Source organism: Cupriavidus basilensis (genome assembly GCF_008801925.2).
GTDB lineage: Bacteria > Pseudomonadota > Gammaproteobacteria > Burkholderiales > Burkholderiaceae > Cupriavidus > Cupriavidus basilensis.
Genome location: NZ_CP062806.1, coordinates 63,876 through 90,116 on the forward strand (window position 1 = coordinate 63,876; position 26,241 = coordinate 90,116).

At 58.4% G+C, this 26,241-nt stretch carries 28 protein-coding genes and 7 pseudogenes; 23 read left to right on the top strand and 12 right to left on the bottom strand.

The window, feature by feature from the left end:
• Positions 1–4: 4 nt before the first annotated feature.
• A pseudogene (locus F7R26_RS37815) lies at positions 5–295 on the bottom strand (IS3 family transposase); the annotation flags it as partial.
• A gap of 84 nt (positions 296–379) precedes the next feature.
• Here F7R26_RS37815 and F7R26_RS37820 point away from each other — a divergent pair.
• Positions 380–1,303, top strand: a pseudogene (locus tag F7R26_RS37820) (IS30 family transposase); the annotation flags it as partial.
• Between the two features lie 113 nt (positions 1,304–1,416).
• On the opposite strand, the gene F7R26_RS37825 reads toward F7R26_RS37820, so the two are convergent.
• Positions 1,417–1,863: a hypothetical protein gene (locus F7R26_RS37825; protein WP_241754839.1), complete on the bottom strand. Its 447-nt coding sequence runs from the start codon at positions 1,861–1,863 to the stop codon at positions 1,417–1,419.
• A 53-nt stretch (positions 1,864–1,916) separates the two neighbouring features.
• Between F7R26_RS37825 and F7R26_RS37830 the strand changes: the two are divergent.
• Positions 1,917–2,285, top strand: a pseudogene (locus F7R26_RS37830) (integrase core domain-containing protein); the annotation flags it as partial.
• Here the strand turns inward: F7R26_RS37830 and F7R26_RS37835 are convergent.
• Positions 2,267–2,434, bottom strand: coding sequence for a rubredoxin (locus F7R26_RS37835; RefSeq protein WP_150991955.1), 168 nt, complete (start codon positions 2,432–2,434; stop codon positions 2,267–2,269). The pseudogene F7R26_RS37830 and the gene F7R26_RS37835 sit on opposite strands and share 19 nt — an antisense overlap.
• A 19-nt stretch (positions 2,435–2,453) precedes the next feature.
• Complete coding sequence (locus tag F7R26_RS37840) at positions 2,454–3,593, bottom strand: NAD(P)/FAD-dependent oxidoreductase (protein ID WP_150991952.1); 1,140 nt, start codon at positions 3,591–3,593, stop codon at positions 2,454–2,456.
• A gap of 174 nt (positions 3,594–3,767) precedes the next feature.
• Between F7R26_RS37840 and F7R26_RS37845 the strand changes: the two are divergent.
• Positions 3,768–3,980, top strand: a pseudogene (locus F7R26_RS37845) (class II aldolase/adducin family protein); the annotation flags it as partial.
• On the opposite strand, the pseudogene F7R26_RS41295 reads toward F7R26_RS37845, so the two are convergent.
• The 5 genes and pseudogenes from F7R26_RS41295 to F7R26_RS37865 all read right to left on the bottom strand — a co-directional run.
• Positions 3,981–4,148 (bottom strand): annotated as a pseudogene (locus tag F7R26_RS41295) (MFS transporter); the annotation flags it as partial.
• A gap of 170 nt (positions 4,149–4,318) precedes the next feature.
• Positions 4,319–5,497, bottom strand: coding sequence for an iron-containing alcohol dehydrogenase (locus F7R26_RS37850; RefSeq protein ID WP_241754840.1), 1,179 nt, complete (start codon positions 5,495–5,497; stop codon positions 4,319–4,321).
• Positions 5,460–5,633, bottom strand: a pseudogene (locus F7R26_RS37855) (Zn-dependent hydrolase); the annotation flags it as partial. The pseudogene F7R26_RS37855 and the gene F7R26_RS37850, both read right to left, overlap by 38 nt.
• Before the next feature lie 259 nt (positions 5,634–5,892).
• Entirely contained in the window at positions 5,893–6,837 is a 945-nt protein-coding gene (locus F7R26_RS37860) for a fatty acid desaturase (protein WP_150991950.1), read from the bottom strand.
• A gap of 42 nt (positions 6,838–6,879) precedes the next feature.
• Positions 6,880–7,914, bottom strand: a complete 1,035-nt coding sequence (locus F7R26_RS37865) for an alpha/beta fold hydrolase (RefSeq protein WP_150991948.1) — start codon at positions 7,912–7,914, stop codon at positions 6,880–6,882.
• A gap of 123 nt (positions 7,915–8,037) precedes the next feature.
• Here F7R26_RS37865 and F7R26_RS37870 point away from each other — a divergent pair.
• The 4 genes and pseudogenes from F7R26_RS37870 to F7R26_RS37885 form a co-directional block, all read left to right on the top strand.
• A pseudogene (locus F7R26_RS37870) lies at positions 8,038–8,736 on the top strand (transposase); the annotation flags it as partial.
• Between the two features lie 229 nt (positions 8,737–8,965).
• A complete protein-coding gene (locus F7R26_RS37875) occupies positions 8,966–9,580 on the top strand; it encodes a TetR/AcrR family transcriptional regulator (protein WP_150991944.1) in 615 nt (204 codons plus the stop codon).
• Between the two features lie 167 nt (positions 9,581–9,747).
• Positions 9,748–10,110 carry a tRNA wybutosine-synthesizing protein 4 beta-propeller domain-containing protein gene (locus F7R26_RS37880; RefSeq protein ID WP_150991942.1) on the top strand — a complete coding sequence of 121 codons (363 nt, stop codon included), beginning with the start codon at positions 9,748–9,750 and terminating at the stop codon, positions 10,108–10,110.
• A gap of 1 nt (position 10,111) precedes the next feature.
• Positions 10,112–10,303, top strand: coding sequence for a hypothetical protein (locus tag F7R26_RS37885; protein ID WP_150991940.1), 192 nt, complete (start codon positions 10,112–10,114; stop codon positions 10,301–10,303).
• A gap of 879 nt (positions 10,304–11,182) precedes the next feature.
• On the opposite strand, the gene F7R26_RS37890 is transcribed toward F7R26_RS37885, so the two are convergent.
• Together F7R26_RS37890 and F7R26_RS37895 are read right to left on the bottom strand one after the other, a co-directional pair.
• Complete coding sequence (locus F7R26_RS37890) at positions 11,183–11,464, bottom strand: hypothetical protein (RefSeq protein ID WP_150991999.1); 282 nt, start codon at positions 11,462–11,464, stop codon at positions 11,183–11,185.
• 481 nt (positions 11,465–11,945) lie between these two features.
• Positions 11,946–13,151 (bottom strand): tyrosine-type recombinase/integrase, encoded by a 1,206-nt coding sequence (locus F7R26_RS37895; protein WP_150991938.1) that lies wholly within the window; start codon positions 13,149–13,151, stop codon positions 11,946–11,948.
• Between the two features lie 143 nt (positions 13,152–13,294).
• Here F7R26_RS37895 and F7R26_RS37900 point away from each other — a divergent pair, with 143 nt between their 5' ends.
• From F7R26_RS37900 to F7R26_RS37935, 8 genes are all read left to right on the top strand, one after another.
• Positions 13,295–14,350, top strand: coding sequence for a DNA-binding protein (locus tag F7R26_RS37900; RefSeq protein ID WP_193692290.1), 1,056 nt, complete (start codon positions 13,295–13,297; stop codon positions 14,348–14,350).
• Between the two features lie 163 nt (positions 14,351–14,513).
• Positions 14,514–14,771, top strand: a complete 258-nt coding sequence (locus F7R26_RS37905) for an H-NS family nucleoid-associated regulatory protein (protein WP_150992833.1) — start codon at positions 14,514–14,516, stop codon at positions 14,769–14,771.
• A gap of 290 nt (positions 14,772–15,061) precedes the next feature.
• Positions 15,062–15,430 carry a type II toxin-antitoxin system RelE/ParE family toxin gene (locus F7R26_RS37910; protein ID WP_150992831.1) on the top strand — a complete coding sequence of 123 codons (369 nt, stop codon included), beginning with the start codon at positions 15,062–15,064 and terminating at the stop codon, positions 15,428–15,430.
• Positions 15,420–15,740 (top strand): helix-turn-helix domain-containing protein, encoded by a 321-nt coding sequence (locus F7R26_RS37915; protein WP_150992829.1) that lies wholly within the window; start codon positions 15,420–15,422, stop codon positions 15,738–15,740. Before F7R26_RS37910 ends, F7R26_RS37915 begins: the two co-directional genes overlap by 11 nt.
• 615 nt (positions 15,741–16,355) lie before the next feature.
• On the top strand, positions 16,356–16,553 hold the full coding sequence (locus F7R26_RS37920) for an H-NS family nucleoid-associated regulatory protein (protein ID WP_241754841.1): 198 nt from the start codon (positions 16,356–16,358) through the stop codon (positions 16,551–16,553).
• A 230-nt stretch (positions 16,554–16,783) separates the two neighbouring features.
• Complete coding sequence (locus tag F7R26_RS37925; RefSeq protein ID WP_150992827.1) at positions 16,784–17,599, top strand: hypothetical protein; 816 nt, start codon at positions 16,784–16,786, stop codon at positions 17,597–17,599.
• Positions 17,600–17,641: 42 nt separating this feature from the next.
• On the top strand, positions 17,642–17,794 hold the full coding sequence (locus F7R26_RS37930; RefSeq protein WP_170302019.1) for a TIR domain-containing protein: 153 nt from the start codon (positions 17,642–17,644) through the stop codon (positions 17,792–17,794).
• Positions 17,795–17,916: 122 nt separating this feature from the next.
• A complete protein-coding gene (locus F7R26_RS37935) occupies positions 17,917–19,473 on the top strand; it encodes a CBASS cGAMP-activated phospholipase (protein ID WP_241754842.1) in 1,557 nt (518 codons plus the stop codon).
• Between the two features lie 122 nt (positions 19,474–19,595).
• Here F7R26_RS37935 and F7R26_RS41300 read toward each other — a convergent pair whose 3' ends face one another.
• On the bottom strand, positions 19,596–19,835 hold the full coding sequence (locus F7R26_RS41300; RefSeq protein ID WP_241754843.1) for a hypothetical protein: 240 nt from the start codon (positions 19,833–19,835) through the stop codon (positions 19,596–19,598).
• A 71-nt stretch (positions 19,836–19,906) separates the two neighbouring features.
• Between F7R26_RS41300 and F7R26_RS37940 the strand changes: the two genes are divergently transcribed.
• The 8 genes from F7R26_RS37940 to F7R26_RS37975 all read left to right on the top strand — a co-directional run bounded on the left by F7R26_RS37940 (position 19,907) and on the right by F7R26_RS37975 (position 26,216).
• Positions 19,907–20,542: a hypothetical protein gene (locus F7R26_RS37940; protein ID WP_241754844.1), complete on the top strand. Its 636-nt coding sequence runs from the start codon at positions 19,907–19,909 to the stop codon at positions 20,540–20,542.
• 136 nt (positions 20,543–20,678) lie between these two features.
• The gene (locus F7R26_RS37945) at positions 20,679–21,002 is read left to right on the top strand and encodes an H-NS histone family protein (protein ID WP_150992823.1); all 324 of its coding nucleotides are present in this window, start codon (positions 20,679–20,681) and stop codon (positions 21,000–21,002) included.
• Positions 21,003–21,326: 324 nt separating this feature from the next.
• Entirely contained in the window at positions 21,327–22,469 is a 1,143-nt protein-coding gene (locus F7R26_RS37950) for a toll/interleukin-1 receptor domain-containing protein (RefSeq protein ID WP_150992821.1), read from the top strand.
• 3 nt (positions 22,470–22,472) lie between these two features.
• Positions 22,473–23,054, top strand: coding sequence for an SLOG domain-containing protein (locus F7R26_RS37955; protein ID WP_150992819.1), 582 nt, complete (start codon positions 22,473–22,475; stop codon positions 23,052–23,054).
• Between the two features lie 268 nt (positions 23,055–23,322).
• On the top strand, positions 23,323–23,790 hold the full coding sequence (locus F7R26_RS37960) for a TIR domain-containing protein (RefSeq protein WP_150992817.1): 468 nt from the start codon (positions 23,323–23,325) through the stop codon (positions 23,788–23,790).
• Positions 23,791–24,417: an Nmad2 family putative nucleotide modification protein gene (locus F7R26_RS37965; protein ID WP_150992815.1), complete on the top strand. Its 627-nt coding sequence runs from the start codon at positions 23,791–23,793 to the stop codon at positions 24,415–24,417.
• A gap of 6 nt (positions 24,418–24,423) precedes the next feature.
• Positions 24,424–25,557 (top strand): nucleoside triphosphate pyrophosphohydrolase family protein, encoded by a 1,134-nt coding sequence (locus F7R26_RS37970; RefSeq protein WP_150992813.1) that lies wholly within the window; start codon positions 24,424–24,426, stop codon positions 25,555–25,557.
• Positions 25,557–26,216, top strand: a complete 660-nt coding sequence (locus F7R26_RS37975; RefSeq protein ID WP_150992811.1) for a uracil-DNA glycosylase — start codon at positions 25,557–25,559, stop codon at positions 26,214–26,216. The genes F7R26_RS37970 and F7R26_RS37975 overlap by 1 nt, the downstream gene beginning before the upstream one ends.
• Positions 26,217–26,241 lie beyond the last annotated feature (25 nt).

Below are 26,241 nucleotides of genomic sequence, written 5' to 3' on the forward strand. Positions count from 1 at the left end.
CGGGTTATGCGGCCTTTTTACGCTGTGCCGCATGCCAGCGTTGCTCGTATTGCATGGGACTGAGATAACCCAGCGCGGAATGCAGCCGTCGGTGATTATAAAAGGCCATCCAGTCCAGCACCGCGTCCATGGCCTCCCGCCGGGTGGCGAACTTTCTTCCGTGCAAACTGGTGGTCTTGAGCCGTCCCCCGAAGCTTTCGGTGGGCGCATCCCAGCAATTCCCCTTCCGGCTCATGGACGAGCGCACGCCCCAGTCGCGCATGGTGCGCTGGAACTCATGGCTGCAATACTGGGCGGATTCAACCGGTCGTCGGAACACCTTTGATCAAGGAGGTGTTTATGGGACGGCCAGCGGGGTGGATGCACAGGGCGAGGAGCGATGCGCTCGCCAGGTGCGCTGTCGCATCGGCGTGAGATCGAGCGGCAATTCTGGAAGCAAATCGCAACAGGCATTACAAGTGAGAAGACTGCAGAGGCGGTTGGCGTGTCGCCGGCAGTAGGCACTCGCTGGTTCCGCCATAATGGTGGCATGCCACTTTCCATGTCATGCCCAGTATCCGGGAGGTACTTGTCGTTCGCGGAGCGAGAAGAGATTGGACTACTTTCGTTCCAGGGCGTCGGGGTGTGCGAGATTGCTCGCCGTATCGGACGCAGCCCATCAACGGTCTCCCGGGAACTGACGCGTAACGCTGCAACTCGTGGCGGCCGGCTTGAGTATCGAGCTTCGGTTGCACAGTGGAAGGCGGAACTAGTTGCCAAACGCCCCAAACCTTCGAAACTGGTGACTAACCCACGGCTGTACTACTACGTGCAAGACCGTCTGGAGGGCAAGGTTCGCGCCGCTGATGGCCGTGAGATTTCCGGGCCCGGGCAAGCGCCGTTCAAAGGGAGAAACAAACCGCATCGCGGTGACCGTAAATGGGTCAATGGCTGGTCGCCCGAACAGATTTCCAACCGGTTGCAGATCGACTTCCCGGATGACGAATCCATGCGCATCTCTCACGAAGCCATTTACCAGGCTCTCTATATCCAGAGCCGAGGTGCCCTCAAGCGCGAGCTGGTCAGCTGTCTGCGCACTGGGCGGGTGTTGCGCGTGCCGAGGGCCAGGGCCCAAGCCAAGGCTTGAGCGTACGTTAGCGAGGATGTAATGATCTCCAACCGGCCTGCAGAAGCGCAGGATCGTGCTGTGTCAGGGCATTGGGAGAGTGACCTGATCATCGGCCTGAACCGGTCCGCGATCGGAACGCTGGTCGAGCGATCAAGCCGATTCACCATGCTTGTCCACCTGCCTCGCGAGGAAGGCTAAGGGCTGATTCCCAGGACAAAGAATGGCCCTGCGCTGGGAGCTATCACGGCAAGCGTCAGCGGAACCCAATTGTAATAGACTTGACGCCTTCCTCTGACCGTGGGTGACGGCTACAGATCGACCACTTTACGCAGAAACGCGAAGGAGACCCGCCAGTGGCCCTCGTCGGGATTGCACTGCACGGACACGGTCTTCTGGTTGACGCGCACGACGGTGCCGATGCGCTCATGCAGGTGCTGGTCCGTAAAGGCCGCCGTGTCACCGACCATGAAGTCAGCACGTTGCGCATGGGGCGGGGGTGGAGAGGCGTGCGATGACGGTTGGGCCGCAGCGGTGGCATCGGCGATGACCGCGGCATAGGGCAAGGCCCAGCGCCGGCGCGTGGCGGTGTCCTCGACCACGGCCTGCGTCTGCCGCAGTTCGAGGATACGGCCCCGCCGCAGCGGCTGGATGAGATCGTCGGCGGCGTAGCTGACGGTCATGCCGATATGCAGGTGCCGGCGGCTCTCCAGGATCCGCTTCGAATCGTCGAGCATGCGCCCGATGGTCAGATACAAGCGGTACAGGTCGGCGCTTGGAGCGAAGCGCAGTGCGTCAAGAATGCAACCCCGAGCATCACGAATACGAGCTCCATCTGGCCGTGGAAAATATCGACCACATCCGTACGCGGGCCAGGTTGCCTCAGACCAACGGCATCGTCGAACGGCTGCACAAAACCATGCTCAACGAGTTCTATCGCATCGCCTTCCGCAAGAAGGTCTACGACTCGATCGGCACATTGCGGCTCGATCTCGATGCCCGGCTTGACCAGTATAACAACCGGCGAGAACATCAGGGGCGATGGTGTTACTGCAAAACGCCCATGCGCACCTTCCTCGACTCGCTGGAACTCGCCAAGGAGAAACTGATCCCGGCATTGAGCCGCGCTTGTCGATTCAACAGCCCGACTATCATCATGATTTACAACTCAATCATGTAAAAGTCGCTTTTCCCAGCTCCGCACTCGGGGCAGCTCCAGCTATCGGGAACGTCTTCCCACTTCGTACCTGGCGCGATTCCATGGTCGGGGGCACCAAGCTCCTCATCATAAATCCATCCACAGATTACACACATCAACGTTTTTTTCATCTTAACTGCTCTTTTTTCTTTAGATCGCTACGGTAATTGTTTTGGCTATTGCGTCAGCTTCACGGGCTACATCCCCGGCGAGGACGAACCCACAAATCGAGCCGTACTTGTCCTTGTAAATCAGTTTCTGGCCGCCTTCTGTTGCCTCCAATTCGGCCGTCACGTCCTCCAAGGACGCCGGGGGGAGCAAAGAAATTGGATACAAGTGAGTCTTCAGTTTCACGGGCATCGGTGGGAAAGCCATCTTCGTTGCCTCGCCCGTGATGGAGAGAGCTACTGCCTTGCTCGCGAAACTGATAGGCGCAATGTACGGCAGCCACCCAGACTTGTACTCAGCGCAGTCGCCCAGGGCGTAAATATTCGGCTCGCTCGTGAGGCCGCACTCGTCGACGACAATGCCGACAGAAGTTCGAATGCCAGCGGCCTTGGCCAGCTCTGCCCGGGGTACCTGGCCGGCGGCAACCAGGAAGGCATCTGCCTTCACCGGAGCAAGTTCATCCACAGAGATTGCGTAGCCAGTGCTGTCAGCCGATACCTCCATGCTCTTCATCCCGCAGTACCACTCCACTCCCGCTTCATAAAGAATACGCTGCAAGCAGGTGCCTATTTCGATTGGCAGCATTCGTTGAAGTGGATATGCATCAGGAGTAATCACCAGGGGCTTGACCCCATGCTGAATCAAATCTTCAGCGATTTCACATCCAATCATTCCACTGCCAATGACTGCGATGCGCATACCCTCCTGCAAGTGCTCGCGCAAGCGGCCATACTGAGCAAGAGAGTTGACGTCAAAGACGTGATTCTCGGGCGCTGCCAACGCAATCTTCCTAGGCCGGCTACCTGTCGCCAGCACCAAGTTGTCATATTCCAGATCGGTTGCGTCCTTGAGCACCACCGTCTTGTTGGCGATGTCCACATTCTCAGCCTCGCCGAGCACGAATTCGGCACTGAGCTCAGTGCTTAGGCGGCTTACTTCCTTCAATACCAGCGTTGCCGCAGTCTTTCTCATCCTCAGCGCGTTCGAAATCGCCGGCTTGTAGTAGTAGCCACCACCCTCATCGGTAACGAAGGTGATGACGTGTTCCACGTCAAGGCGGCGGATTTCTCGGGCAACGGAATAACCAGCCATCCCGCTGCCAATAATTACAGTCTTTTTCACGATACGACCTTATTTATGCGGCCGCTGTGCGGCCTTCCATCCCAACTCTTTGAGTTCCGCAGCCTCTTCGCGGTCGAACTGCCTTGCGGTCCATCATGTCGACCGAAAGTCTGTTGTCTTGGGGCTGGCGTATTCCGTTCCTGGCCAGCGTACCGCTGATCGGTGTCGGCATGTATAAACGCTTTAGAGTTCACCATTCACTCGGCCGTCCACATGGCACGGCATGACTTGGCGTGCGTGATTCACACTCATACTGCTGACGGTATGGCCGATTCGGCTCAGGAGGAAGGCCTGCTGCCGATTTCTCAACACGCTCTGAAGTTCTACAACCGCCTTGCCTACCACAGCTACGAAGGCATCGCGCTCGGCCTGGAAGAACGTGAACGTGATGCAGGACAAATATGCGGATGCAAAGGTACCAAAGGCCAACAAGGTACCAATCAAGGGGTCAAACTTCGGGAAGAAGATTCTATTGAAGACGAAAGCGGACGCTGTCGCGGAGACGAACAAGTCGTACCACTCAACGGTTGTCCCAATGACGCTGGCTCCGGCAATCTTCTTGACGCTATTTTCAGTTTTGGAGGGCGAGTTGAAGAGTAGCTGGTATTCATTTTTGCTGTGCTTTCGGTGGGTCCGCCGGGCAGTGCCTGCGGAATCATGCGCCTCTCTGTTGCCCTGGGAAATACTCGTCGCAGGGTCCTGTTTGAGCTAACCATCTATCCGGATCAGCCCATAGCTTCCTTAAACAACTTTCGTGCGTCTTCCTCGGTAAGGGCACGCGGATTGGTCAGCGTCGAGTGGTCGCTCAGCGCTCCTTCAACTACAAAATCTTCAACGTCTTCGGCAACCTGCAGCTCGCGGAGGTTTTGGGGCATTCCGATACGAACATTGAGCTTTTCGACTTCTTCGGCAAAATTCGCTGTCATAGGCAGGCCGAGTGCAACACGAAGGCGTGCGTACTTGTCACCTACATGCGCCTCGTTAAAGCGTAGAACTGCTGGCAAGATCACCGCATTCACTGTTCCGTGGTGGAGTTTCGGGTACGTTAAAGCACCGAGTGGATGGGAGAGCGCGTGCACAGCACCCAGCCCTTTCTGGAAAGCCAAGCCACCTTCGATGCCCGCCATCATCATTTCCCAGCGAGCCTGCTTATTGGTGGGGTTCTTAACTGCCAGCTCTATCCACTTCCAGGCACGAGCGGCGCCATCTAATGCAATCGCTTCTGCTGGAGGATTCACCCGCGGCGACAGGAAGGTTTCGATGCAATGAGTAAAGGCGTCCATCCCCGTACCTGCGGTCAACGCCGGTGGCATACCTTCTGTCAGATCGGGGTCGCACAGCGAGCGCTTGGGGAGCAAATGCGGACTGACAATGAGCTTCTTCTGCCCATCGTGCAAACAAATCAGCGCACCGCGCCCAACCTCGCTACCAGTGCCGGCAGTTGTCGGGATGGCGATGAATGGCGCCGCGCTCGCCGTGATGAGTGGCATTGCAGCCATTCCCGCATATCGAGAAAGCGGCCCCTCGTGGGTAGCCAACACCGCCACACCCTTCGCCAAGTCCAGCGGAGAGCCGCCGCCGATGGCAATCATGCCGTCGCACTTCTGGGCGCAATAAAGGGCGGTCGCCTGTTCCACCGCCTCTTCAGTGGGATTAGGAGGAGTATCCGTATAGATAACCCGGCGGTGCTCCTCGCTCAAGTGGGCGGCGATTTTTTCCCATATGCCAGCTTTTACGATACCGGTATCGGTGACAATCATTGGCCTACGAATACCAGCACTGGCCAAGGCGGATTCCAGCTGTTGCAGGACCCCGGTACCAAACTCAATGTTTGTCAGATAGCTGATTGAAGCCATTTTCACGCCCTCAAGAAGCTGCGCGCAGCATAGCGTCCAGCAGGACATTGCAGCCTGCTTCGAGATGCTCTGATTTCGCGTCTTCAATCTCGTTGTACGAAACGCCGTCTTTGCTCGGTACGAAAGTCATCGCTACTGGAAGTTGTCCAGCGACATATACGGCATCGTGGCCGGCGCCGCTGACGATACCCGCAGCGAACTGAGTCGGACCTTGCCGATTGAGTGCGAGGATCAGCGTAGCCGGCTCCGGCTGCATCAGCATGTTCAGCGTGCCGCCGGCTTGTTGTTTCTCAGCAGTTTGCGCAAGCGCCGGTGCTTGGCTAAAAAAGCTGGCCGCTGCGACCAACGCCAGTTGCGCGATGGCATCTATTTTCTTGGCATCCATGGAATTTCCTTTCAACGTGGCTCGTGGAGTTGAGGTACGGAACGGCGGGTGATGGAATTTAAGAATCAGTCGGCTGTGGCCTGCTCACTGGCTCACCGCGGATCTCATGTTTGATGTAGCGCAATACAGATACTGTCGACGCTGGGTATCCTTTCTCTGTGTTCGTAATGTGAGTTGCCAAGATTGCGTTGAGCTTGGGCAAAGCGTGGAACGGAACCACTGGATAAGCGTGGTGCTCGACGTGGTACGGCATGTTCCAAGCAAAGAATCGGATGAGCGCGTTGGTATATGTAGTGCGCGTGTTCGCCAGCATGTTCGGGCCGTGCTCACAACCGGTATGCTCTGCCAACAGGTAAGGGCGAAGGAACCACTGGCCAACCACTACAGGAACAACCCATAACAGTAGAGCGGCGGGAGAACGCGTAGCAATCGAAACCACGATGATGGTGAGATAGCCAAGCAAATAGAATCTCGCTTCGCGCGCAATCAAGCCACGCTTGTTCTCAGGAACCCAAGGCTTAGTGACCTTCCCTTTAACGCCATGCACGAGCAGCATGCGAACGCGGTCAATCCATGTCGGAATTCCTGACCAGAAAAATACCAGTCCGAAACGAGTAGTAGGTAGAGGAACGGCCAGCTCAGGGTCTTTCGCGGGGTCTTGAGTATAACGGTGATGATCCCAGTGGTATGCGCGGTAATACTCATACGGAAGCAAAATTGCGAATCCCGCGAAATGCCCACAGATGTAATTGAGTGTACGGGTCTTGAATGCCGTTTGGTGGGCCATTTCATGTTCGGTAGTGAACAGGAATGCGATGAGATAGCCTGTGATGGCAGTCAGTGGGATGGCCCAGCATGTCCCGATGCTATTCCAGAGCGCGGTTCCGGCTATCGCCATCGCACCGAAGTGCCCCAGCGCGCGCATCACGCCAGAGAAATCAGACTTCACTGAAAGCGGCATCAGTTCACTTGCTTTCAGTCGAAATTGGGCTGGTTTTTCCATGATTACTTTAATCCTTTATTTGGTCAGTCGCGTCTTCGGCCGCTATGCCAAAAGCAGCTCTTTGACGTTTTCTTCAATGAAGTCACGTTCTTCGGTCAGGCCTGCAGGGTTGCCGGCACGGTGTCCCCAGACAGAGGGAATCGGTTTGAGCGCAGCGTTTTTCAGATGCTCCATTTCGCGGCGGTTGTCCTCCACTCGGAAGTAGAGATCCTGCGCGCCCGGCATAAGCAGCGTCTTGGCGCGGATGCTGCTAAGCGCCTGACTCAGGTTTCCGCCATAAGTCGTGTTGTCGCTGATATCGCCCTTTTGCCACGTCCACATTTGAGCCAGAAGGTCGGACGGGTCGCGACGCGCAAACGTGGTCTCCCAATACAACACCAGGTAATCCTCCAGGGAACCATATGCCGGGCTGCGCCACATTTCGTCTCGGTACACAGTCTGCGAAAGTGCCCAACCTGCATAAACGCGACCCATCGCACGGACGCCGCGCGCGGGATAGTGTGTAAAGACACCGTCCTGGTAAGCAGCATCCGCCATCAAAGAGTGCTTCACGCCTTCGATAAAGACCCGATTGTGGGGAGAACACTTGGCTGTGCCGCACACGACGGCGATTCGCTCGACCGCGTCGGGAAACAACGCGCCCCAGTGATAAGCCTGCATACCTCCCATCGACCAACCATAGACAAGTTGAACCCGCTCAACTCCCCACAACTCCAGTAGCATCTTCTTCTGGACATGAACTGCATCAAAGTAGGAGACATTGGGATAGCGCGTCCCGACGTTTGGCCAAGATGTATTCGACGGCGAGCTCGAAAGGCCATTTCCGAAAAGATTCGGAATGATGATGAAATACTTGCTAGGGTCCAGCGCACCACCTTCTCGAACCATAAATTCGATGTCGTAATGCTGCGCACTGAACGACGTCGGATAGAGAATCACATTGGACTTGTCCGCATTCAAACTTCCATAAGTCTTGTATGCGATGAACATGTCCTTGAATGTGCGACCAGATTGCAGCGCGATATCGCCAGCTCGATAGAGGCGGAAATCGCCGGCAGCAGCTGCTTGAGTCTCCATGTGAATTTTCCCATTCATCGTTTCACCTCAGTTTAGCATCAAAATTCAATTACTGTACGATGGGTACATAAATATATTTCTGTCCTAGCAAACTACGTGCCAAGGCTCCGCCGGAGCGGCCCCCTGAATCGCCGGACACAGTCCACGGGGCCGGAGCGCCGGCGGCGGTCGCCGGACAAGAAGCTCGCGATGGTGGCGCGCCAGCACGGCGTATATCCGAATCAGCTCTTTCATTGGCGCAAGCTGAATCAGGACGGCAGCCTATCGGCGGTCAGTGGCGGTGATGAAGTCGTGCCGGCATCGGAGTTGAGCGACGCGCTCAGGCAAGTCCGTGAGCTACAGCGCCTGCTGGGCAAGAAGACCATGGAGAGCGAGATTCCTCGTGAGGCAGTGGAGGTGATGAAGTGCGAAAATGGATTGCGTGCTCACCCTCATTGCCGGGGACGACCTGTGAAGGGGGTCTGCGAAGTTCTCGGTGTAGCGCGCCCAAATGTGGCAGAGAAGCTGGCTCGTCCTGCAGGTTGGCAGGATGGGCGCTATGCTAGGAAAACCGACGATGCAGGGTTGATCGAGGCGATTCGCGATGCGGTCGCGCATTTGCCCAGCTACGGCTATCGCCGGGTATGGGGTGTACTGCGCCGGGAACAAGCGCGGAAAAGCGCGCCGCCCGTCAACGTGAAGCGGGACTATCGGGTCATGCGAGTGTACGGATTGCTGCTGCAACGCAGAGTGGCGCCGCCACGACCGCAGCGCAGGCATGAGGGTAAGGTCACGGTAGCAAAGACGAACCAGCGGTGGTGGTCTTACGGCTTTGAGTTGCGCTGAGACAACGGCGAGCCGTTGCGCGTGACGCGCACCCCTGATTTCTGTACTCTAAGTATCGTTTGTGGTGCAAGCTGGTGCACTATTGCGTTGCAATGCACAAAATTCGGGCATTTCAATTCGGTGACGGGGTTCTAGCGAGGTGCGTGGTGTGCTGGATTGCGTAGTTCACTGGGAAGGAAATCCCATTACAATGGCATAAGATTTTCTTCACATTTCAGATCCGCTAATGGAAGCAATACTCATGAGAAAGAAGTCAGAGGAGACAGCAGTTTCCGAACCCAAGCCCCGGGGTCGTCCACGTTCGGAGGAGGCCGCAACGGCAGTGATGGATGCGGCTTATCGTTTGAGCGCCGAGTTCGGTTTGAAGGGCGCGACGATACAGGCGATAGCTGCGGAGACTGGCGTCTCAAAAATGACCATATATAAATGGTGGGACAAACGCTTATATTTGTTGATTGATGCGTTCCTTGTTCATACGAACAGAGTTCTATTCATATCACCAGATGACCCGGCAGATGAAGCCATTCACGCCCATGCTCTGCGCTATGTGGCAGCTTTACAGGGGGATTTGGGCAGAGTGATGCTAGCGGTGCTAGCAGAATGTGTCGCAGAAACTGGAACCTCTCAAACTTTCGTTGACCGCTATCTCAACTACAGAAGAAAGCTTGGACTCAGTATAATAAAGAAAGGCCAAAAAGACGGATGCATCACTACGGCGCAACCAGCAGAACTTCTCTACGACAAAATTTACGGGACTATCCTCTACAGGCATCAGTTTGGCCTTAAGGGACTTGATAAGAACTCCTTAAAAATACTTGTCGATTCAACTCTCAAGCCTTGACTCTCTAGCGGATTATCTGGAACGAGTTTGGTATTTTATCTGCCTTTTATTGAGCTCCTCTTCGAGAAACTCAAGAAACTTTTGTATCTTGGCCGGCAAACGCCGTTTCTCTGTTAAGGACGCGCTTGCACCGCCCCCAGTTGAACCCGGACGCGCATCCTTAAACGATGCGCCAGCGCATTTGCCTGCGGGGGGGGGTCTTGTCGACTGGCGCTGTCACCGCCTCGGCGGCCGTCTATGACCCTGGCACGAACAGTTGGGCGCCCACCGGAAGCGTGGCCGTCCCACGTATCGACGCGTCGGCCACGCGGCTGCCAGACGGCAGAGTGCTGGTGGCCGGCGGGACCCAGGGGGGCAGCACAGAAACGGCCACCGCGGAGATCTATGATCCCGCCACCGGGATCTGGTCGCCGGTGGCTAGCATGTCCGAGGTGCGTCTCTGGCACCGCGCCGTGCTGCGGCCCAGCGGCAAAGTCCTTATCCTCGGCCGGATACGTATCGAGCGCCTTAAGCTTCCGGGACACAGTTGAGATGTACGACCCGGTTGCCAACATCTGGACGACGATGGCTACGCGGCTGTCTGTGCCGCGCGCCCAGCACGGCGCAACGATGCTGGCCGACGGCAGCGGCGTGCTGCTCGTAGGCGGCGCCATCCGGGGCGGAGGCGTCAATGCCGAGGTGTTTGCGGTGAACGACAGCAATTCAGTATCCGGCCAGCGATAGCTTTATTAGCAAATCCGTTCTGTTGAATGACTGCAGTGTGCTGGTCACGGACAGTATCATCGACACGGCTTGGCGCTACGATTCCCGCACGTTCACCTTGACGCCGAGCACGATGAGCCGGCAGCGCGCCCATCCGACTGTGACGGTCCTTCCCGACGGCCGCGTGCTCGCGGCGGGGGGGGGGGCCGGGTATTGCTTAGGCGAGCAACGAGCTCTACAACCCCGACGTCAATACCCGGACGACGGCGACATTGTTGACCACCAGCCGCCACTCCGCCTCGGCCACGTTACTTCGCGACGGCAGCGTCCTCGTCATCAGCGGGGCCACCAGCGGCGGCGGCGGCAGGGTCCCCGATGCGGAGCGGTTCGTGCCCTAATCGCGCTTCTGGCGTGGCGGCAAGGCCGTCAGCTTGGCATGATCGGGGGGGGGCGGGACACGACATTTGAATGCATCCGTGCTGGTCATTGTGATCAGGTGGCCGGACTGCCGGGCTGGCTCCGCGCCACGCCATAGTCGTGCAGGCCCCAGTAGGGCGGGCTAGTGACGATGCTCCGCACGCGCACACGCTGGCCGCATGACCAAGACCGATTCCGCCAAGTTTCGGCCCGCCTACGCACCCTCACCGCGACAATTCCGTTCGGATACGTGTGTTCATTGACGCGCCCCGTACATCCGAATGATTGGACAAGAACACCCGCACAGCATTCCCACGCGGCCGCTCGCGCTACCGCAGTGCTTGGTCCCTGTGCTTTCGAAATAGAAAAAGCCCGCCGGGCGGCGGGCTGCGACGACTGGGTCGTCGACTTGCTCCCTGATCCGTGTGTCCTGATTCTTGCCTGGCGAGCAGTGAAACCAGGACGCGAATCCATAGCGAGCGATCAACGGCCGATCTGCTTGCTCACGGCGTTTTCCTGCTGGTTAAGGGCGCGCTGATCGGCACGGGTAATGTGGCCGCCGTCGTGGCTTGCCATAGTGCGTTCTTCGGCGCTGATCTGGTGATCTTCGCTGTGCAGCTTGGCCGCCTGGCCGCGGGACATTTCACCTTCCTTGACCTCTTGGTGGATACGAGCGTTCTGGTTGGCCAGACGTCCGTTGACCTGCTCGCGACGCGGGTGATTCTTCTGCCACTGGGTATCGTTTGCCATTGCACCACCAGCCATGCCCGCCGCCAGAACGGCGATTGCCACACTTCCAATCAGTTTGCGAGCAAACACCGTGAGCTCCTTGGTTGTTGATGCCCGGCAGGATTGGCCGCGCACTCCAGTAACGCCGCGGAATCGGGCGACGATGACAAGGAGGCGGGGAGCGCTTTGTAACGATTTGTTGAAGCTGAAGCCGCGTTTGATACATTGATATCGATGCGTCGAGCTCGAGGATGAGGGTAGTTTTCTGTAATTTCCGGCCGCTCAGGTTCAGAGATGTGTGCCGTCAGCAGGGCGAGCACGCCGCCGAGCGCGTCTACATCGTACGAGGTGAGCTGCAGCCAGCCACTGGCGATGGGATGATTGTGGAACGCAGAGCGAAGACTCTGATGGCCGATGGGGACGCGGGTAGTCTGCCGCCTGCGTCACGCGAATTCGAGTTCCAGCCCCCATACACTCGCCTTAATCAGAGCACCTAGCAGGAAACGAGTAGCGAACCCTAGCGCTTCCAGCCGATCCGGTGCCGTTCCTGCGTGGCCTCATGCCGCGCATCGTCTTCGGTGTGCAGGTAGGCGCTGGTGGTCGAGATGGAAGCGTGCCCGAAATTGTCCCGCACGAAACGCAGGTCCACCTGCTGGTCGGTCATATGCGAGCCCGCGGTATGGCGCAGCCAGTGTGCCGAGGCACTGGCCAGCACCTCGGCCCGGCTTGCCCATTCGGTTCCTCGCGCGCGCAGGCGCTCCGCCGCTAGCGCGAAGATCTCCTTGAGTACCAGGTGCAGCGCGCCGCGCGACAAGGGTTTTTCCTTGCCAATGATCGGGAGCACGATGGGGCGATCCTCGCCAGCGTGCGGCACTGGTGGCAAGCCGTAAGTGGCGCGATAGCGCGCGAGCTCCACCATCATTTCGTCGGTGGCGGGCACCAGCCGCGTCTTGTCGCCCTTGCCCGTCACCTCTAGCCACCAACGCTCCAGGCCCTGGCTGTCGCGCCGGCAGAAAAACGCCCCCATACGCGTACTGGCCACCTCCGCCGCGCGCAAGCCACCGAGATACAGCACGGTCAGCAGCCAACGGCAACGCGCCACATGCAGCAGCTCGCGCTCGGTCGCACGTTCGCTCGTGCCCGGCATGGCATCGATGGCGTCTTTGACCGCCTGCCACATGTCGTGACTCAGGTAGCGCGTGATGCGCGGCTTGGCCGCGCCGCGCCGGCTGCGCGCCAGCGACAGTGGGTTGCCGGCCAGGTAGCCGGCGCTGACCAGCCAGGCAAACAACGTGTTGAGGATGACCATCGCATGGCGCGCACTGGCCGGGGAAAGCGGGCCGGCAAAGGGCCGCCACCCGGGCGCGCCGCGCGCCAGCTTCTTGCGCGATGCCATGACCCAGCGCGCAGCAGGTTGCGGATCGGCCAGGAAACGCTCGTACAGCAGCAGGTCCTCATGGGTGAGCGACGACAACGGCTTGCCGTGCTGCAGGACGGCCCACAGCAGCAAGCGCTCGACCTCGCGCCGATAGGTCTGCAGGGTGGCCGGCGTGTCGGTGTAACGCGCCAGCCAGGCGGTGACGGCGGCCAGGTCGTCAGTGGCCGAGATCTGCGGGGTGCCGCCGCGGGCCCGGTTGCTGCCGGCGGCGCCGGACAACTCGGCGGGCAGGCGCAGGCGCTCGATCGGAGTGGCCGGCAGGGCGGCGAGGGAGAGGGCTTCCATGGGTGGAGCGGGAGTCACGAGGTGAGTGTAGTGATTATTATAGACAGAAGCCTACTTATGTCTAAATATTTGTCTTTTTAGTTATATATTTGACGTATTACGTAGTAATATATTAGAAATTTACCGAACGTTCTACGTAGAACATGACCGCCAGCCCGCTCGATCCGCCCATGCCCAGCGCCGCCGCCGCCGAGGCCCGGCTCGCCGCCGACGTCGCCGATCTTCGTGCGCACTTCCCCGAAACCCGCGCGCTCTACCGTGAGGTCTGCGCCTTGCTGTTCTTCCGCTACGGCATCACGCCCACCGCCAACAAGCTCTATCAGTTGGTGCGCAAGGGCAGCATGGGCACGCCCACCGAGGTGCTGGCGCAGTTCTGGCAAGACTTGCGCGGCAAGCTGCGCGTGACCATCGACCAGCCCGGCCTGCCGGACGCGCTCAAGGCGATCGCGGCCAATGCCGTGCAGTCGATCTGGCAGGCCGCCAACGAGGCCGCCACCGGCGAGCTGGCCGCGCTGAGGGCCGAGGCGCGGTTGCAGGCGAACGAGGCGGAGGCGCAGCGCGACCAGGCGCGCGCCGCGGTGGCGGTGGCCGAGCAGGAGACAGCCGCCGTGCAGGCCGAGCTCGACGCCGCCCAGCGGGCCGGCGCGGCGCGACAGGGGGAGCTGGACGCCGAGCGCCAGGCCCACGCGGCCGCGCAGGCGCGCCAGCAGGAGGGCATACGCCAGGTTGAGGCGCTCGAGCGGCAACTGCAGGCGCTGCGTACCCAATTCTCGGCGGAGCTGGAGCACACCCGTGAGCAGGTGGCGGTCGCGCAGGAGCGCGCCAGCGCCACCGAGCGCCGCGCGCTGCGCGAGATCGACCAGGAACGCACGCTGCGCCAGAAGGCCGAGCAGGCGGTGGTGGACCTGCGCACCGAGCTGGCGGCCGCGCAGGCGCGGGCGCAGGAGGCCGCCGTGGCCGGCGCCGAGGCGCGGGCGCGGCTGCAGGCCGAGTGCGATACGCTCAGCCGGCAACTGGCGGAGGTGGAGCAGGCGCTCAGGCGCGGGCAGGCGGCCCAAGACGAGCTGCGGGCGGAACTGGAGATGGCAGTACGGCGGGCCGAGCGGGCCGATGCGGAGGCCAGCGCCACGCGCCGCCTGGTATCGCCGAGGCGCCGGGCGCCGGCAACACGGACCAAGTTCAAGCCCGGGCCGGCCTGAGGGGCGCTGTGCGGGTGGGGGTCTGTCCACCGCGCGCGGGGACAAGCCTGTGGACAAGCCGCGCGGGCGCGGGTGGCCAACGGCCCCGTTGGCATTGATGAAAATTTAAGCAAAACGGGCGGCGCGGAATCCGGCGTCTCCCCCAAATCGGTTCACCTACACCATGTCGATGGAAATCGAGCGCGCGCAAGCGATCACCTGGATCCGCATCCAGATGGCCCAGCAAGGGCTGACCCTGGCCGACCTGCAGGCAGCCGGCTGCTTTGCCGAGCCAGCGCCGAGCCCTTCGCCGGGGCCGGCGTGCTATCGCAACGCGCAGGGGCAGGGCTGGGACGGCCATGGCGTCATGCCGGACTGGCTGCAGCGGGCGGTCCACGCCGGGCAGACCGTGGAACATTTCCGCATCGGTCGGACCGAGTGATCGCGGATGGCTACCGCAAGCCCGCTCACGATCTGATCACGGCCATACTCGTCCAAGTGGTCAGTGCATAGCGCCGCAGATCCAGCAAGTAGTCGCCAAGCCGAGCAGAAGGCGGGACGGACGAAGTGACTATTTATGTGCTGTATGCGATACATTATGGGCGCCTGATCTGCGTAACGCTTGCTCAGCAGGTGACCGCGGAGCGGTGTGGTATGCGTACTTGTCGTGTGCTTTATTGAAAAGTGTTGCACCTAGTGCTAGACTTTACCATCTGATTTCTGACCAGCTACATGAAAAGTCCTGCGCAGCGTGTCTTCAAAACGTCCTGGTTCAGCAAAACGGCAAGCAAGGCTGGAATCGACGATGCTGAATTATGTGAGGCTGCACAGGAACTGATGCTGAGCCAAGGCGATGATCTAGGCGGCGGCGTTTGGAAGAAGCGGCTCAACAAGAACAGGCATCGCTCAATTGTCCTCAACAAGGTCGGCAAGCGATGGATATTCACCTACTTGTTCGCGAAGAAGGACCGGGAAAACATCAGCGATAAGGAACTGGAAGGGTTCAAGAAGCTTTCCAAGGATTACGCGGCGGCCTCCGCGTCGCAGATCGCTGGACTGCTCGGTCAAGGGGAGCTACTGGAGATTTGCCATGACTGCTAAACGATTCAAGACCGACGCCTTTGAGGCGATCCACAGCGCCGCATCTGGCCTCCTGAAGGCGAAATCCATCGACAAGAAAACCATGCGCGAGTATGACGACTTGTGCCTGGAAGAACCGCCACACTTCGAGGCTAAGGACATCGTTCAGATCCGCAAATCGGTCAAGGTGAGCCAGCCCATTTTTGCTCGCTACCTGAACACAAGTACGTCAACCATTCAGAAATGGGAGAGCGGGCAGAAGCAGCCTAGCGGGATGGCAGCGAGGTTGCTGCAAGTCGTCCAGAAGCATGGTTTGGAAGTGCTTGCTTGAACCCCGACTGCCCGGTCAAGGGCTGACAGGGTAAAGGGCGCCACGGCGCCCCTCGTATACCGCATCGAGACGCTCTCGTGCCGATGGCGGGAGAAGTTCTCCGACGCCAAATACTGCGTTGGAGAATGGCACGTCAGGATCAAGCATGACGATACCCTGAGCTTTCTTTGCGACGCCCGGGAAGCGCCGAGGCGGTGGTCCGTCGTTGCGCGCACTGTCGTCGCAACGGTGGCGACGTCGCCGCGTATCCGCGAATCGAGTTCGCCGCGGGGTAATCTTTATCTTGGCATGCCCCGATACCATGCGCGGTTCAGGCGTGCCACGGCGTAGCCTTCGATTCCCCGGCGGAGCAGCGCAGCCGAAGCGGCGCTGGTGCGCCAGCTGCTGGCGGAATTGCGGGTGGCGCCCCCTGAGCGAGAGGGTGGGGCGCGACGGCGCAAGGCCGGGAGCCGGGCGCCGAGCGACAAGCCGAGCGACAAGCCGGGCGAAAACTCGACGAAAATCAGGGGACGGCTACCGCCTCCCTCGCCCCGGAAGGCGGCAGCGATAGCAGTGACGACAACGATGACAGCCAACAATGAGCGGGCGGCGGCGATCCGCTGGATCTAGGACCAGATGGCGGACTATGGGCTGACGATGGAGGAGCTGGAAGCGGCGGGATGCTTCGATCCGCCGCCACCAGCCCCTCCGCCGACGGCGGTCTGCTACCGCAATGCCGAGGGACTGACCTGGGACGGGCAGGGCGAGATGCCGTCCTGGCTCAAGCGGGCGGTCAATGCGGGGCAAAGCGTGGAGTTTTACCGGGTCGAATAGCTGCCAATTACTTAGGTGCAAGGAGATGAATATCAGCCCGTTGCTACCGGCCGAGATGGTGACGCCAGCAGAGACGACTCGCGTGTCACGCCGCTGCGGCTTTGCTATCGGATTCCATTCCGCTCGTAGTACCGTGTCCGAGACTGTCTTCACAAACCTGCGCCGGAATCAATGTCGCTTCCCGCGCGACGTCACACCCGGTTCTAATAATCAAACAACCAAGACCAAATATGTTCCGTGCTTTTAATCTGGAAGGTGTCAACAAGGAGTTGTTCGCGAATTGGAAAGCCTCCGGGGAGGCCCGCTTCGCTGGGGAGAAGCTGAATGTCCGAAATGCGATAGCGTCATACATCCGGAATGACGCCATCAACGGCCTGAAGGTGAAGGGGGACTGGTTCGGGCAGGTCAAGGCGGACGTATTCATTTCGCATTCCCATTGCGATGAGGCGATTGCTATCGGAATGGCGGGATGGCTGCATGAAAGGTTCGGCCTGACCGCGTTCATCGATTCCTGCGTCTGGGGCCATGCGAATGACCTGCTCCGGTCGATCGACAACGAGTATTGCAAACTGAACAGTACGACCTACAACTACCAACTGCGAAACCGGTCGACGAGTCACGTGCACATGATGCTTTCCACTGCACTTACGCACATGATCGACGGCTGTGAGTGTGTTGTCTTTCTCAATACGCCGGCGGCAATGACTACAGACAAGCTCCTAGACAAGGACTCAGATGGCCAGACATCGTCTCCGTGGATCTATGCAGAGCTCGTCACGATGCAGGTGATCAGGCGCAGGGAGCCTGTCAGATCGCCCGGGCGTAGGATGACCAAGGCATCGATGGAGCGCTTCAACGAGGGCGCGATGGATGGCCTTGATGTCCAGTACCCGCTGTACCTCAATGCCCTGACCCCGCTTGCAGTCAAGGATCTGATCAAATGGGAGAAGACCGAGACAACCGGCGAAGAAGCCCTCGATGCACTCTATGACCTGAAGCCTGAGCCGGAGTTGCTTCGCGAGGACTTCACTGAGTCCGCTCGGTGAACCTATTATCGCTCTACGCCTATGATCTGAACGGAGAAAAACATGGTGCGCAGAGTGTTTTTCGGCTTTCACTATGATCGTGAGGTCCATCGGATAGTACAGATCCGCAATTCATGGATTGTTCGTGCGAAAGAAGAAGACCAACCGTTCTACGACAAGGTTGACTTTGACAAGGCCAAAAAGCGCGCGCCGTAGGTGTTGCAAAGGCTCCGGCGGCTGATTCGCCAATGTTTAAGTCTAATTAACAGGATATGCCAATGGCTTTCAGGAAACCTCTTGCGGGCGTACGTGTTCATCTGTCTGGATCCGTCCCTGACATGCAGAAGGAAGAAATCTGTCTATTCGTGAAACGGCTTTCCACGAGGATATTTGGCGAGGGGGGCGCCGTGATCCACGGCAGTCACCCGTCCTTTATTGAACCATTGGAAGAAGCGGCAAGGGCGTTTATCGACGCGGGCGGCGAGATTGGTACTTTGACATTTTTGCGCGCCCAAAAATTTTCCGCGACTGCGGAACAAATTGAGGAAATAGAGAGGCAGCGGAAATACGCCGTTGTACAAGTAGTCCCGGTTGAGTCAGAGGGAGAGTCCCGCAGCGATTTGACCCCGATGCGCAACTGGATGGCAGAGCGATCCGACGTCGTGGTCTGCGTGGGCGGAAAATGGTGGGATGTAAATAAGGCCAACGCTGGGGTTCCCACTGAACTCGATGCGATGCTTGATCTTGGAAAACCCGGCTTTATCGTCGCTGGCTTTGGCGGAGCAATTTCAGGCTATCTGAAAGACAATCCAGGATTGCTTTCGAGCCTTCAAAATGGGCTGTCCGAAGAGGAAAACAGGAAGATTGCATATGAAACGTCTATTGAGAGCATTGTAGATTTGATTGTCAATCAGTTGAAGCGCTTGCCGCTGGTGCGACGTAGCGTAGAAAGGGGACGCAATTTCAGAATCCTTGCGCTCGATGGAGGAGGATTGCGAGGAACCTTCACTGCCGCCGTTTTGGCAAAATGGGATGACATGCTTGGGAGTGGCGGTGGTAACAATTTAGTCTCGCATTTTGATTTAGTGACAGGAACGTCGACCGGGGCTATTTTGGCAATTGGTCTTGGTTTGGGAATCAAGCCTAGCGAGATACTGGCGTTTTACCGGGACAAGGGGTCGCTAATTTTCCCAAAAGATAGAACGCTGCGGCATTGGTTACGGTCCAAACACGAGTCCTCAACACTGCGTGGATTGCTTCAGGAGGTCTATGGCGATCGGAAGATGTCGGGCTCATCCTGCCGGCTGGTCATTCCAACAGTGAGGGCCAAGCATGGGCAGGCTGAAGCCTTGGTTACGCCACACAGCCCAGATCGAACGGCATTTCGGGATATCCTGTCCGTCGATGCCGCGCTTGCTTCCTCAGCCGCTCCTACGTACTTTGACGAATCCCTATGGAATGGGCCTATTGTGCCGGAGATTTTTCTGGACGGTGGTGTTTGGGCAAATAATCCAATCCTGCCGGCGCTGGCGGAATCGGTGCGCCATCTCAAGATTCCGTTGGATCGGATAGATGTACTAAGCATAGGTACTTTGAGTAGTGAGTCCGATTTTACGGATTCCCTGGGAAAAGGTAAGGCTGGTTGGGCGTTGCACAGCGTGGACCTTTTCTTCGCAGCCCAGCAACATGGTGCAATACTCTTGGCGGAAAGTTTTCTGGGACCAACCCGTCATCTCAGGGTCAATCAGCAAACCCCAGTCGAGATTAAACTTGACGATACTGAGGCGATTGACGAGATGGCTGCTAGGGGAAACGAAGCTGGCAAGGATTCTTTTGCGTCGGTTCGATCCCGATTTCTTGACGGGATGCATGCACCCGACTGGACAAGATATTAGCCTGTGTTGATAAGCGTTGAAAAGGTGAGCGCGGTGGATGTCCGCAGGACGAGAGCAGAGATACAGGGAGTGTCCATATTTCCTTGAGGCGCGAATTCCGGATCGTGGAATTGGAACCTGAACTAGAGAGGGATGGCCGGGATTCGCAAATATGTGAAGCTTAAGATATTCACGAATTTCAGCCGGCCCTCATCGCCGCCAACGCCGTGCAGTCGATCTGGCAGGCCGCCAACGAGGCCGCCGCCGGCGAACTGGCCGCCTTGCGGGCCGAAGCGCGGCTGTAGGCGAGCGAGGCGGAAGTGCAGCGCGACCAGGCGCGGGCCGCGGTGGTGGTGGCCGAGCAGGAGAAAGCGGTCTTGCAAGCCGGGCTCGACGCCGCCCAGCAAGCGCGCGCGGCGCTGCAGGGGGACTGGACGCCGCGCGCCAGGCCCACGTGGCCACCCAGGCGCGTCAGGAGGAGGGCCGGCGCCAGATCGAGGCGCTCGAGCGGCAACTGGGCAAGATGCGTACGCAGTTCTCGGCGGAGCTGGAGCGCACCCGCGAGCAGGTGGCGGTCGCGCAAGAACGCGCCGAGGCCACGGACCGCCGCGCGCTGCACGAGATCGACCAGGAGCGCACGCTGCGGCAGAAGGGCGAGCAGGCGGTGGCCGAATTGCGTACGGAACTGGCGGCGATGCAGGCGAGGGCGCAAGGCGCAGCCGTGACCGGCGCCGAGGTGCGGGCGCGGCTGCAGGCCGAGTGCGACACGCTCTGCCTGCAACTGGCGCAGGCAGAGCAGGTGCTTGAGTATGACGAGGCGGCACAGGGAGGGCTGCGGGACGAACTCGAAGTGGCGCTGCGCCGGAACGAGCGGGCCGATGCGGAAGCCACCGCGACGCGCCGCCTGGTAGGCGCCAAGCGCCGGGCGCCGGGCGCCGGCGACCAAAACCAAGTTCAAGCCGGGGCCGGCCTGAGGGGGGACGCCGGAGGTGTCGGATGGCATTTATTCACCGCGCGAGGGGACAAGCCTGTGGACAAGCCGCGCGGGGGCCGAGTGCCGGCGGCGTCAGTCGATTTGACTAAAATTTAAGCAGCGAGGGGCCACGCCCTCACGCCGGCGCGGATTCCCACTGCGGCCATCACCTGGAACAACGCTGAAATCCAACACTCCCACAAGACTGCACCACGCGGGATCCGACGCCGCCCCAAATCACTTCACCTTCACCATGTCGATCGAAATCGAGCGCGCGCAAGCGATCACCTGGGTTCGCATCCAGATGGCCCAGCACGGCCTGACCCTGGCCGACCTGCAGGCGGCCGGCTGCTTTATCGAGACACCGCCGACCCCATCGCCTGGGGCGGTGCGCTACCGCAACGCGCAGGGCTGGGACGGCCGCGGCGCTATGCCGGAGTGGCTGCAGCGGGCGATCCACGCCGGGCAGACGGTGGAACATTTCCGGGTGCCCGTCGCGCGGGGGCACGGGGCGCGCCGTGAAGGGGTGTTCCGATTTGAAATCAGACGCTTAGCGCGGCATGCGTCGAATTCTTGACGAATCACGACCATCCCTCTAGTTGGCTATCGGGTCCAAAGTGGGCAGTCCCTCGGAGCGAGGTAGAGAGGATCGTTCCTGGGAGGCATGCAACTGTACGTCCGCACCTACTGCTGCCACCAGGGTGACAACTCGTGGCGATGGCAGCCTGGTGAGAGTTTCACAGATAAAACACAAAATCCACGGCCGCGATGATGTAACATTTAGTTTCAAAAAACCTGTAGTGGCTCCGTGGGCAAGGTGTTGAACAGGTCGGGTAATAAGGTGGGGGGTATGGCAAAACGCTGACTTCGCGCCGATCAAGACTCTTGCGAGGAGACCGCGTTGTCTGTCTTGTATCAATTGGCCGTACTCGGTGCACCGTCCGAAGAACAAGTCCATGCGCTTGAGCAAATCGTCTCGCCAGCCGTGCAATTGTTTGGCCTGCGGCTGGGCTATGAAGTTGGATGGGTAGTGCGCCCTGGCGCGTTCAATCCCGATCAGCAGAGATCGGCTGCTGCTGTCTTCTACGGGGGCACCGCCGCGCCGCTGGCGAACGTGGCTCAACTGCTGCGCCGGGGAATCCCGATAGTACCTGTGGTTTCGGACGCCACACGCGTCGCTGAGGAGATACCCGAACTTCTGCAGCCGCTGAACTGCTTGGCGTACAACGCAGGCGGCGCGCAGCGCATTGCCACCGCGCTACTGGAGAGTTCGGGGCTGTTGCCTCGCCAGCGCCGCGTATTTGTCAGTTATCGCAGGGGCGAAGCGCGTGAGGCCGCGCTGCAACTCTTCGACGCATTTTCCGCGCGTTTTTTCGATGTTTTCCTTGACACTCACGGCATCGCACCCGCCGAAGACTTCCAAGCAATGCTGTGGCATCGCCTTTGCGATTCCGACGTGCTGGTCATGCTCGATACCCCGGGGTACTTCGACAGCCGGTGGACCAGTGCAGAGTTTGGTCGAGCACTCTCCAAGGGAATCAGCGTGCTGCGCGTCGGCTGGCCGGACTTCACTCCCTCTATGCGAACGGCGACAGCTAGTCGCGCTGAGTTGTTGCCGGAAGAAGTGGATGTGGGGACGGGTCGCCTGGCCGACGCGGCGGTGGAACGCATCTGTCTGCAGTTGGAGTCCGTCCGAAGTGAAAGTCACGCGGTCCGCAATGTCAACCTGGTCAGCAACCTGCGCAACGCGGTGGAGACGATCGGCGGGCACGTTGCAGGCGTTGGTGTGAACAAGGCGGTGTACATCAAATTGCCAGATGGCAAGGACGTCGTGGTGTATCCCACAGTTGGGGTACCGACATCGACGACCCTGCACGACGCCGCCATCAACTCACCGGATCGATCGGTCGCCGTCGTCTACGACCACGTCGGATTGCATCCCCGCTGGCTAGGGCATCTAGACTGGCTAGGTGACCACATCCGCTCGGCTCGCTGGGTGAAGGCTAGCGAAGCAGGGTGGCAGTTCGCGGACTGGGAGGCCTAACCCGTGAGCGCAATCTTTCTTTCGGCGAGCGTGCCCGTCATCGGGCGTGGCACTTATCACGAGACGGCCAACCCGTTCCTCATTCAGTGCGCAGTGCGGGAACTGGTCGTCGCCCTCATCCGGCAGCACAAGATTGTCTGGGGTGGGCATCCAGCCATCACACCAATGATCTGGGCAATCTGCGAGGACCTGGGTGTTGACTATTCTGATTCGGTCATCCTTTACCAAAGCAATTACTTCAAGGACCGCTTTCCCGAGGAGAACCAGCGCTTTGGCAATGTCGTTCTGACCGAGGCAGTGCCACAAAATCTGGGCGCGAGCTTGCTGCACATGCGCGAGGAGATGCTGTCACGTGAGGATCTAAAGGCTGCTGTATTCATCGGCGGTATGGACGGTGTCGAAGCGGAGTACGACCTGTTTGTGCGGTTCCACCCGCGGGCCAAGATACTGCCGGTTGCGGCGCCCGGAGGAGCTGCGCTCGCGCTGGCAAGGCGGCTTGATCTCTTCGATGAAGAGGGATTACGTGATATCGACTTTGCCGGTCTATTCCACTCACATTTGAGCGCGATCGACGACGTACGTTAGGATGCAAACCAGATCAACCATAGTGGCGCGCAACCAAGAGATAGGAACGGCGAGTAATTTATTTTACAGATTTCACTATTAAAAGGATGGATGGCGTGCCCACAAGGTCCGCAACATTGGGGGTGTCGATGGTGATCAGCTGGTCACCGATAACAAATAGGAATACTACACATCCGTCTTCAGACCCTCGGCCAACAGTTTTTGAACATTATTTCTATGACTGCGTATAGGATGACCACGGTCGTAAAAATGTTAGCGGAGAATTGAAGTGGCAGAAACGAAAAATGTGTTTATCAGCCATGTTCATGAAGACGATCATGGCCTGAAAAAGTTTAAGGATCTCCTTGCATCAAAAAAGGTCGATATCCGCGATTCTTCGATCCATACAGGCAAGTTCAACGACGCGAAGGACGAGCACTACATCAAGACGCAAATTCTGGCTCCAGCTATTAACTGGGCCGGTGTGTTCATTTGCTACGTGTCACCCAAGACGAAAGACAGCGAATGGGTCAACTGGGAGATCGAGTACGCAGCAAAGCAGGGGAAGCGCATTGTTGGTGTATGGGAGCATGGCGAGAAAGAGTGCGACCTTCCTCAGGCCTTGAGCGAATACGCTGATGCTTTGGTCGGCTGGAACGGTGACGCCATCATTGACGCGATCAACGGAAAGGACACTTGGGAAAAGCCCGACGGTGGATCTTGTGAACCCGTGCCTCTTAAGCGTCATCCCTGCTAAATGGCCCGCGTTCATTCCTACGTAGTCCGCTACGATAGCGGCTTCGCTCCGAACCCTTTCTATGGACACTGCACGCTTGCAACTTGCAAGCCAGGCATTCGACGTAGTGCCCAAGTCGGGGATTGGGTCATCGGATGCGGCAGCAATGCCCAAGGCATTCGACGGGGAGGTCACATTGTTTATGCCATGCGTGTGTCGGAGGCCTTAACCTTTGACCAATATTCTGCTGATCCCAGATTCCTCGCCAAGATGCCGTTTCGCAATGGCAGTCGGAAACAGAGTTCTGGCGACAATATTTACCACCGCCAGAATGCGAATTCTGAATGGTTTCAACGAGATTCTTTCCATTCTAATCCCGACGGCACAACGAATTATAAGCACGTTCGTAGAGACACATCGGTGAATAGAGTTTTGCTAAGTGATGATTATGTCTACTTCGGCGGAATCGGGCCCAAGTTTCCGATCGGTCTCCGTGATCGAAATGGCAGACCGATTTGGAAGAGTGGAATTGGAGTAACGTGTTTTGATGATGCCCAACTGCTCGCGGCGTTCGAGCGCTGGCTTCGTGGACTAGCGGTCATTGGCTATCAGGGAGCTCCATTTGAATGGCTCACCTTACGAGGATGATCGTCCATGAAAAAAGAAGGCTCACTTCTACTTTCAGAGTATGAAGCGCAGATAGCGCCCACTGACCTTATTAGTCAGGCAGAGCTTGCCCCAATCCAGCAAGGTCTGTATGGGGAAGTTGGTGGTATCATGGCCACTGCAAAAAAGATAACTCGCGAAGGACCCGCCTATCCCGAGTATCGCACGGCTGCAGAAGAGGAGTTTGGAGATGCGCTATGGTATCTCTCTGCGCTTTGCCGGCGTATGCATATTCCTCTTGAGGAAGTTTTTGCTGAAGCGACTAACCATGGGAGCTTCAAGAATGTTGGAGCCGCAAGTGATATCGCGGGAGGGGCGCTGGCTTACATCGCGCTGCCGATCGTTGCGACCGAATCAGTTGATTTGACGCTCGTGCGGTTGGGGCAGGCTGCGGCAGCATTGCTTATCGGGAGTCCGGCTAGGGCCGACGTCATCTCATTCGCGAGAGCTTATCTAGATGGGCTCCAAGCTACGAGGTTGGTATTCTCTACAGTGGCTCGGAATAACCTCCGGAAGGCTCGAGGGGCGTTTGTAGAACCAACTTCGTCGGATTTGGACGGTCTTGACTTTGACACCGAGTTCGAATTTGACGAGCAGCTTCCTAGAAATTTCAAAATTGAGGTGGGTCAACGAGCTGGCGAGAAAACATATTTGAAATGGAAGGGGGTTTTTATTGGGGACCCACTAACAGACAATATTTCTGATCGCGATGGATATCGGTTTCACGATGTTTTTCATTTGGCCTACGCGTCCGTATTGCATTGGTCTCCAGTCTTTCGTGCTTTAATCAAGCATAAAAGAAAGAGTAACCCAAAGTACGATGAAGAGCAGGATAGTGGTAGAGCTATCGTTGTAGAAGAAGGTCTTAGTGCATGGATTTTTTCCAAGGCAAAAGAGCTCCAGTATTTTGAAGGCCACGATAGAGTATCGTTGGGCATGCTCAAGACGATTGCAGAATTTGTCAAGGGTTATGAGGTCGAAGACTGCCCCCTGAAACTATGGGAAAGGGCAATTTTGCAAGGATACGCTGTTTTTCGCCAACTTAAGGCCAATCAGGGTGGCATAATTATTGGTGACCGCGACCAGCGTACCATTAAATATGAGCTGCTTAAATCAGTGTAATGAGACTTCATCCGTTTGTTGAATCCGTCGCGAAGTTGCAGTTTGAAAATTGCTTCAATCCCTACACCGACCGCTGTGAGGTACATGATCGATGGGATGCACCGCGTCGTAGGTCCAGTGTTCTTTCGGCGATGCTGCATCGCGCAGCCGAAGAGCCGATCGATGCGATCTGGATAGGGCGGGACCTTGGATATCGAGGGGGGCGTCGCACAGGGCTGGCGCTGACGGACGATGTTCACATGGTTGCGCATGCTCGGCGCTGGGGAGTGCAGGTCGGAGCAGAACGGCCAACAAAGGGCGCAGCCATTGCTGAACGAACGGCAGCAGTGATCTGGAGTCAGCTCGATCAGATTGATGCGCGGATTTTTCTTTGGAACGTCTTCCCACTACATCCCCACGAACCTGGCGACTGCTTTTCCAATCGACAGCACAATGCCCGCGAGCGGTGCGCTGGGGAAGAACTACTCCAACAACTAGTTGGCGACTTGCGACCAGCCCGAATCGTTGCAATCGGCAATGACGCCGCCGCCACCGCCCACCGGATTGCGAATACGACGCCGGTCTATTGCGTGAGGCATCCAAGCTACGGAGGCCAAACGGAGTTCAAGGCGCAGGTAGCGTCGTTATACAAGCTTTCCGGTTGCGACTCACTGTTCTAGTGGGATGCGCGTGGTTCGGAACACC

Bases quoted from the DNA above. Each gene is read 5' to 3' on its own strand.
- F7R26_RS37970 (WP_150992813.1), top strand. From the start codon at position 24,424: ATGAAAAAAGAAGGCTCACTTCTACTTTCAGAGTATGAAGCGCAGATA.
- F7R26_RS37850 (WP_241754840.1), bottom strand. From the start codon at position 5,497: ATGTCCTGCTGGACGCTATGCTGCGCGCAGCTTCTTGAGGGCGTGAAA.
- F7R26_RS37895 (WP_150991938.1), bottom strand. From the start codon at position 13,151: ATGGAAGCCCTCTCCCTCGCCGCCCTGCCGGCCACTCCGATCGAGCGC.
- F7R26_RS37920 (WP_241754841.1), top strand. From the start codon at position 16,356: ATGGCGGACTATGGGCTGACGATGGAGGAGCTGGAAGCGGCGGGATGC.
- F7R26_RS37880 (WP_150991942.1), top strand. From the start codon at position 9,748: ATGCGCCAGCGCATTTGCCTGCGGGGGGGGGTCTTGTCGACTGGCGCT.
- F7R26_RS37945 (WP_150992823.1), top strand. From the start codon at position 20,679: ATGTCGATCGAAATCGAGCGCGCGCAAGCGATCACCTGGGTTCGCATC.
- F7R26_RS37885 (WP_150991940.1), top strand. From the start codon at position 10,112: ATGTACGACCCGGTTGCCAACATCTGGACGACGATGGCTACGCGGCTG.
- F7R26_RS37860 (WP_150991950.1), bottom strand. From the start codon at position 6,837: ATGGAAAAACCAGCCCAATTTCGACTGAAAGCAAGTGAACTGATGCCG.
- F7R26_RS37915 (WP_150992829.1), top strand. From the start codon at position 15,420: ATGACTGCTAAACGATTCAAGACCGACGCCTTTGAGGCGATCCACAGC.
- F7R26_RS37975 (WP_150992811.1), top strand. From the start codon at position 25,557: ATGAGACTTCATCCGTTTGTTGAATCCGTCGCGAAGTTGCAGTTTGAA.
- F7R26_RS37935 (WP_241754842.1), top strand. From the start codon at position 17,917: ATGCAGAAGGAAGAAATCTGTCTATTCGTGAAACGGCTTTCCACGAGG.
- F7R26_RS37890 (WP_150991999.1), bottom strand. From the start codon at position 11,464: ATGGCTGGTGGTGCAATGGCAAACGATACCCAGTGGCAGAAGAATCAC.
- F7R26_RS37900 (WP_193692290.1), top strand. From the start codon at position 13,295: ATGACCGCCAGCCCGCTCGATCCGCCCATGCCCAGCGCCGCCGCCGCC.
- F7R26_RS37930 (WP_170302019.1), top strand. From the start codon at position 17,642: ATGGTGCGCAGAGTGTTTTTCGGCTTTCACTATGATCGTGAGGTCCAT.
- F7R26_RS37865 (WP_150991948.1), bottom strand. From the start codon at position 7,914: ATGGAGACTCAAGCAGCTGCTGCCGGCGATTTCCGCCTCTATCGAGCT.
- F7R26_RS37835 (WP_150991955.1), bottom strand. From the start codon at position 2,434: ATGAAAAAAACGTTGATGTGTGTAATCTGTGGATGGATTTATGATGAG.
- F7R26_RS37905 (WP_150992833.1), top strand. From the start codon at position 14,514: ATGTCGATGGAAATCGAGCGCGCGCAAGCGATCACCTGGATCCGCATC.
- F7R26_RS37925 (WP_150992827.1), top strand. From the start codon at position 16,784: ATGTTCCGTGCTTTTAATCTGGAAGGTGTCAACAAGGAGTTGTTCGCG.
- F7R26_RS37875 (WP_150991944.1), top strand. From the start codon at position 8,966: ATGGAAGCAATACTCATGAGAAAGAAGTCAGAGGAGACAGCAGTTTCC.
- F7R26_RS37910 (WP_150992831.1), top strand. From the start codon at position 15,062: ATGAAAAGTCCTGCGCAGCGTGTCTTCAAAACGTCCTGGTTCAGCAAA.
- F7R26_RS37965 (WP_150992815.1), top strand. From the start codon at position 23,791: ATGGCCCGCGTTCATTCCTACGTAGTCCGCTACGATAGCGGCTTCGCT.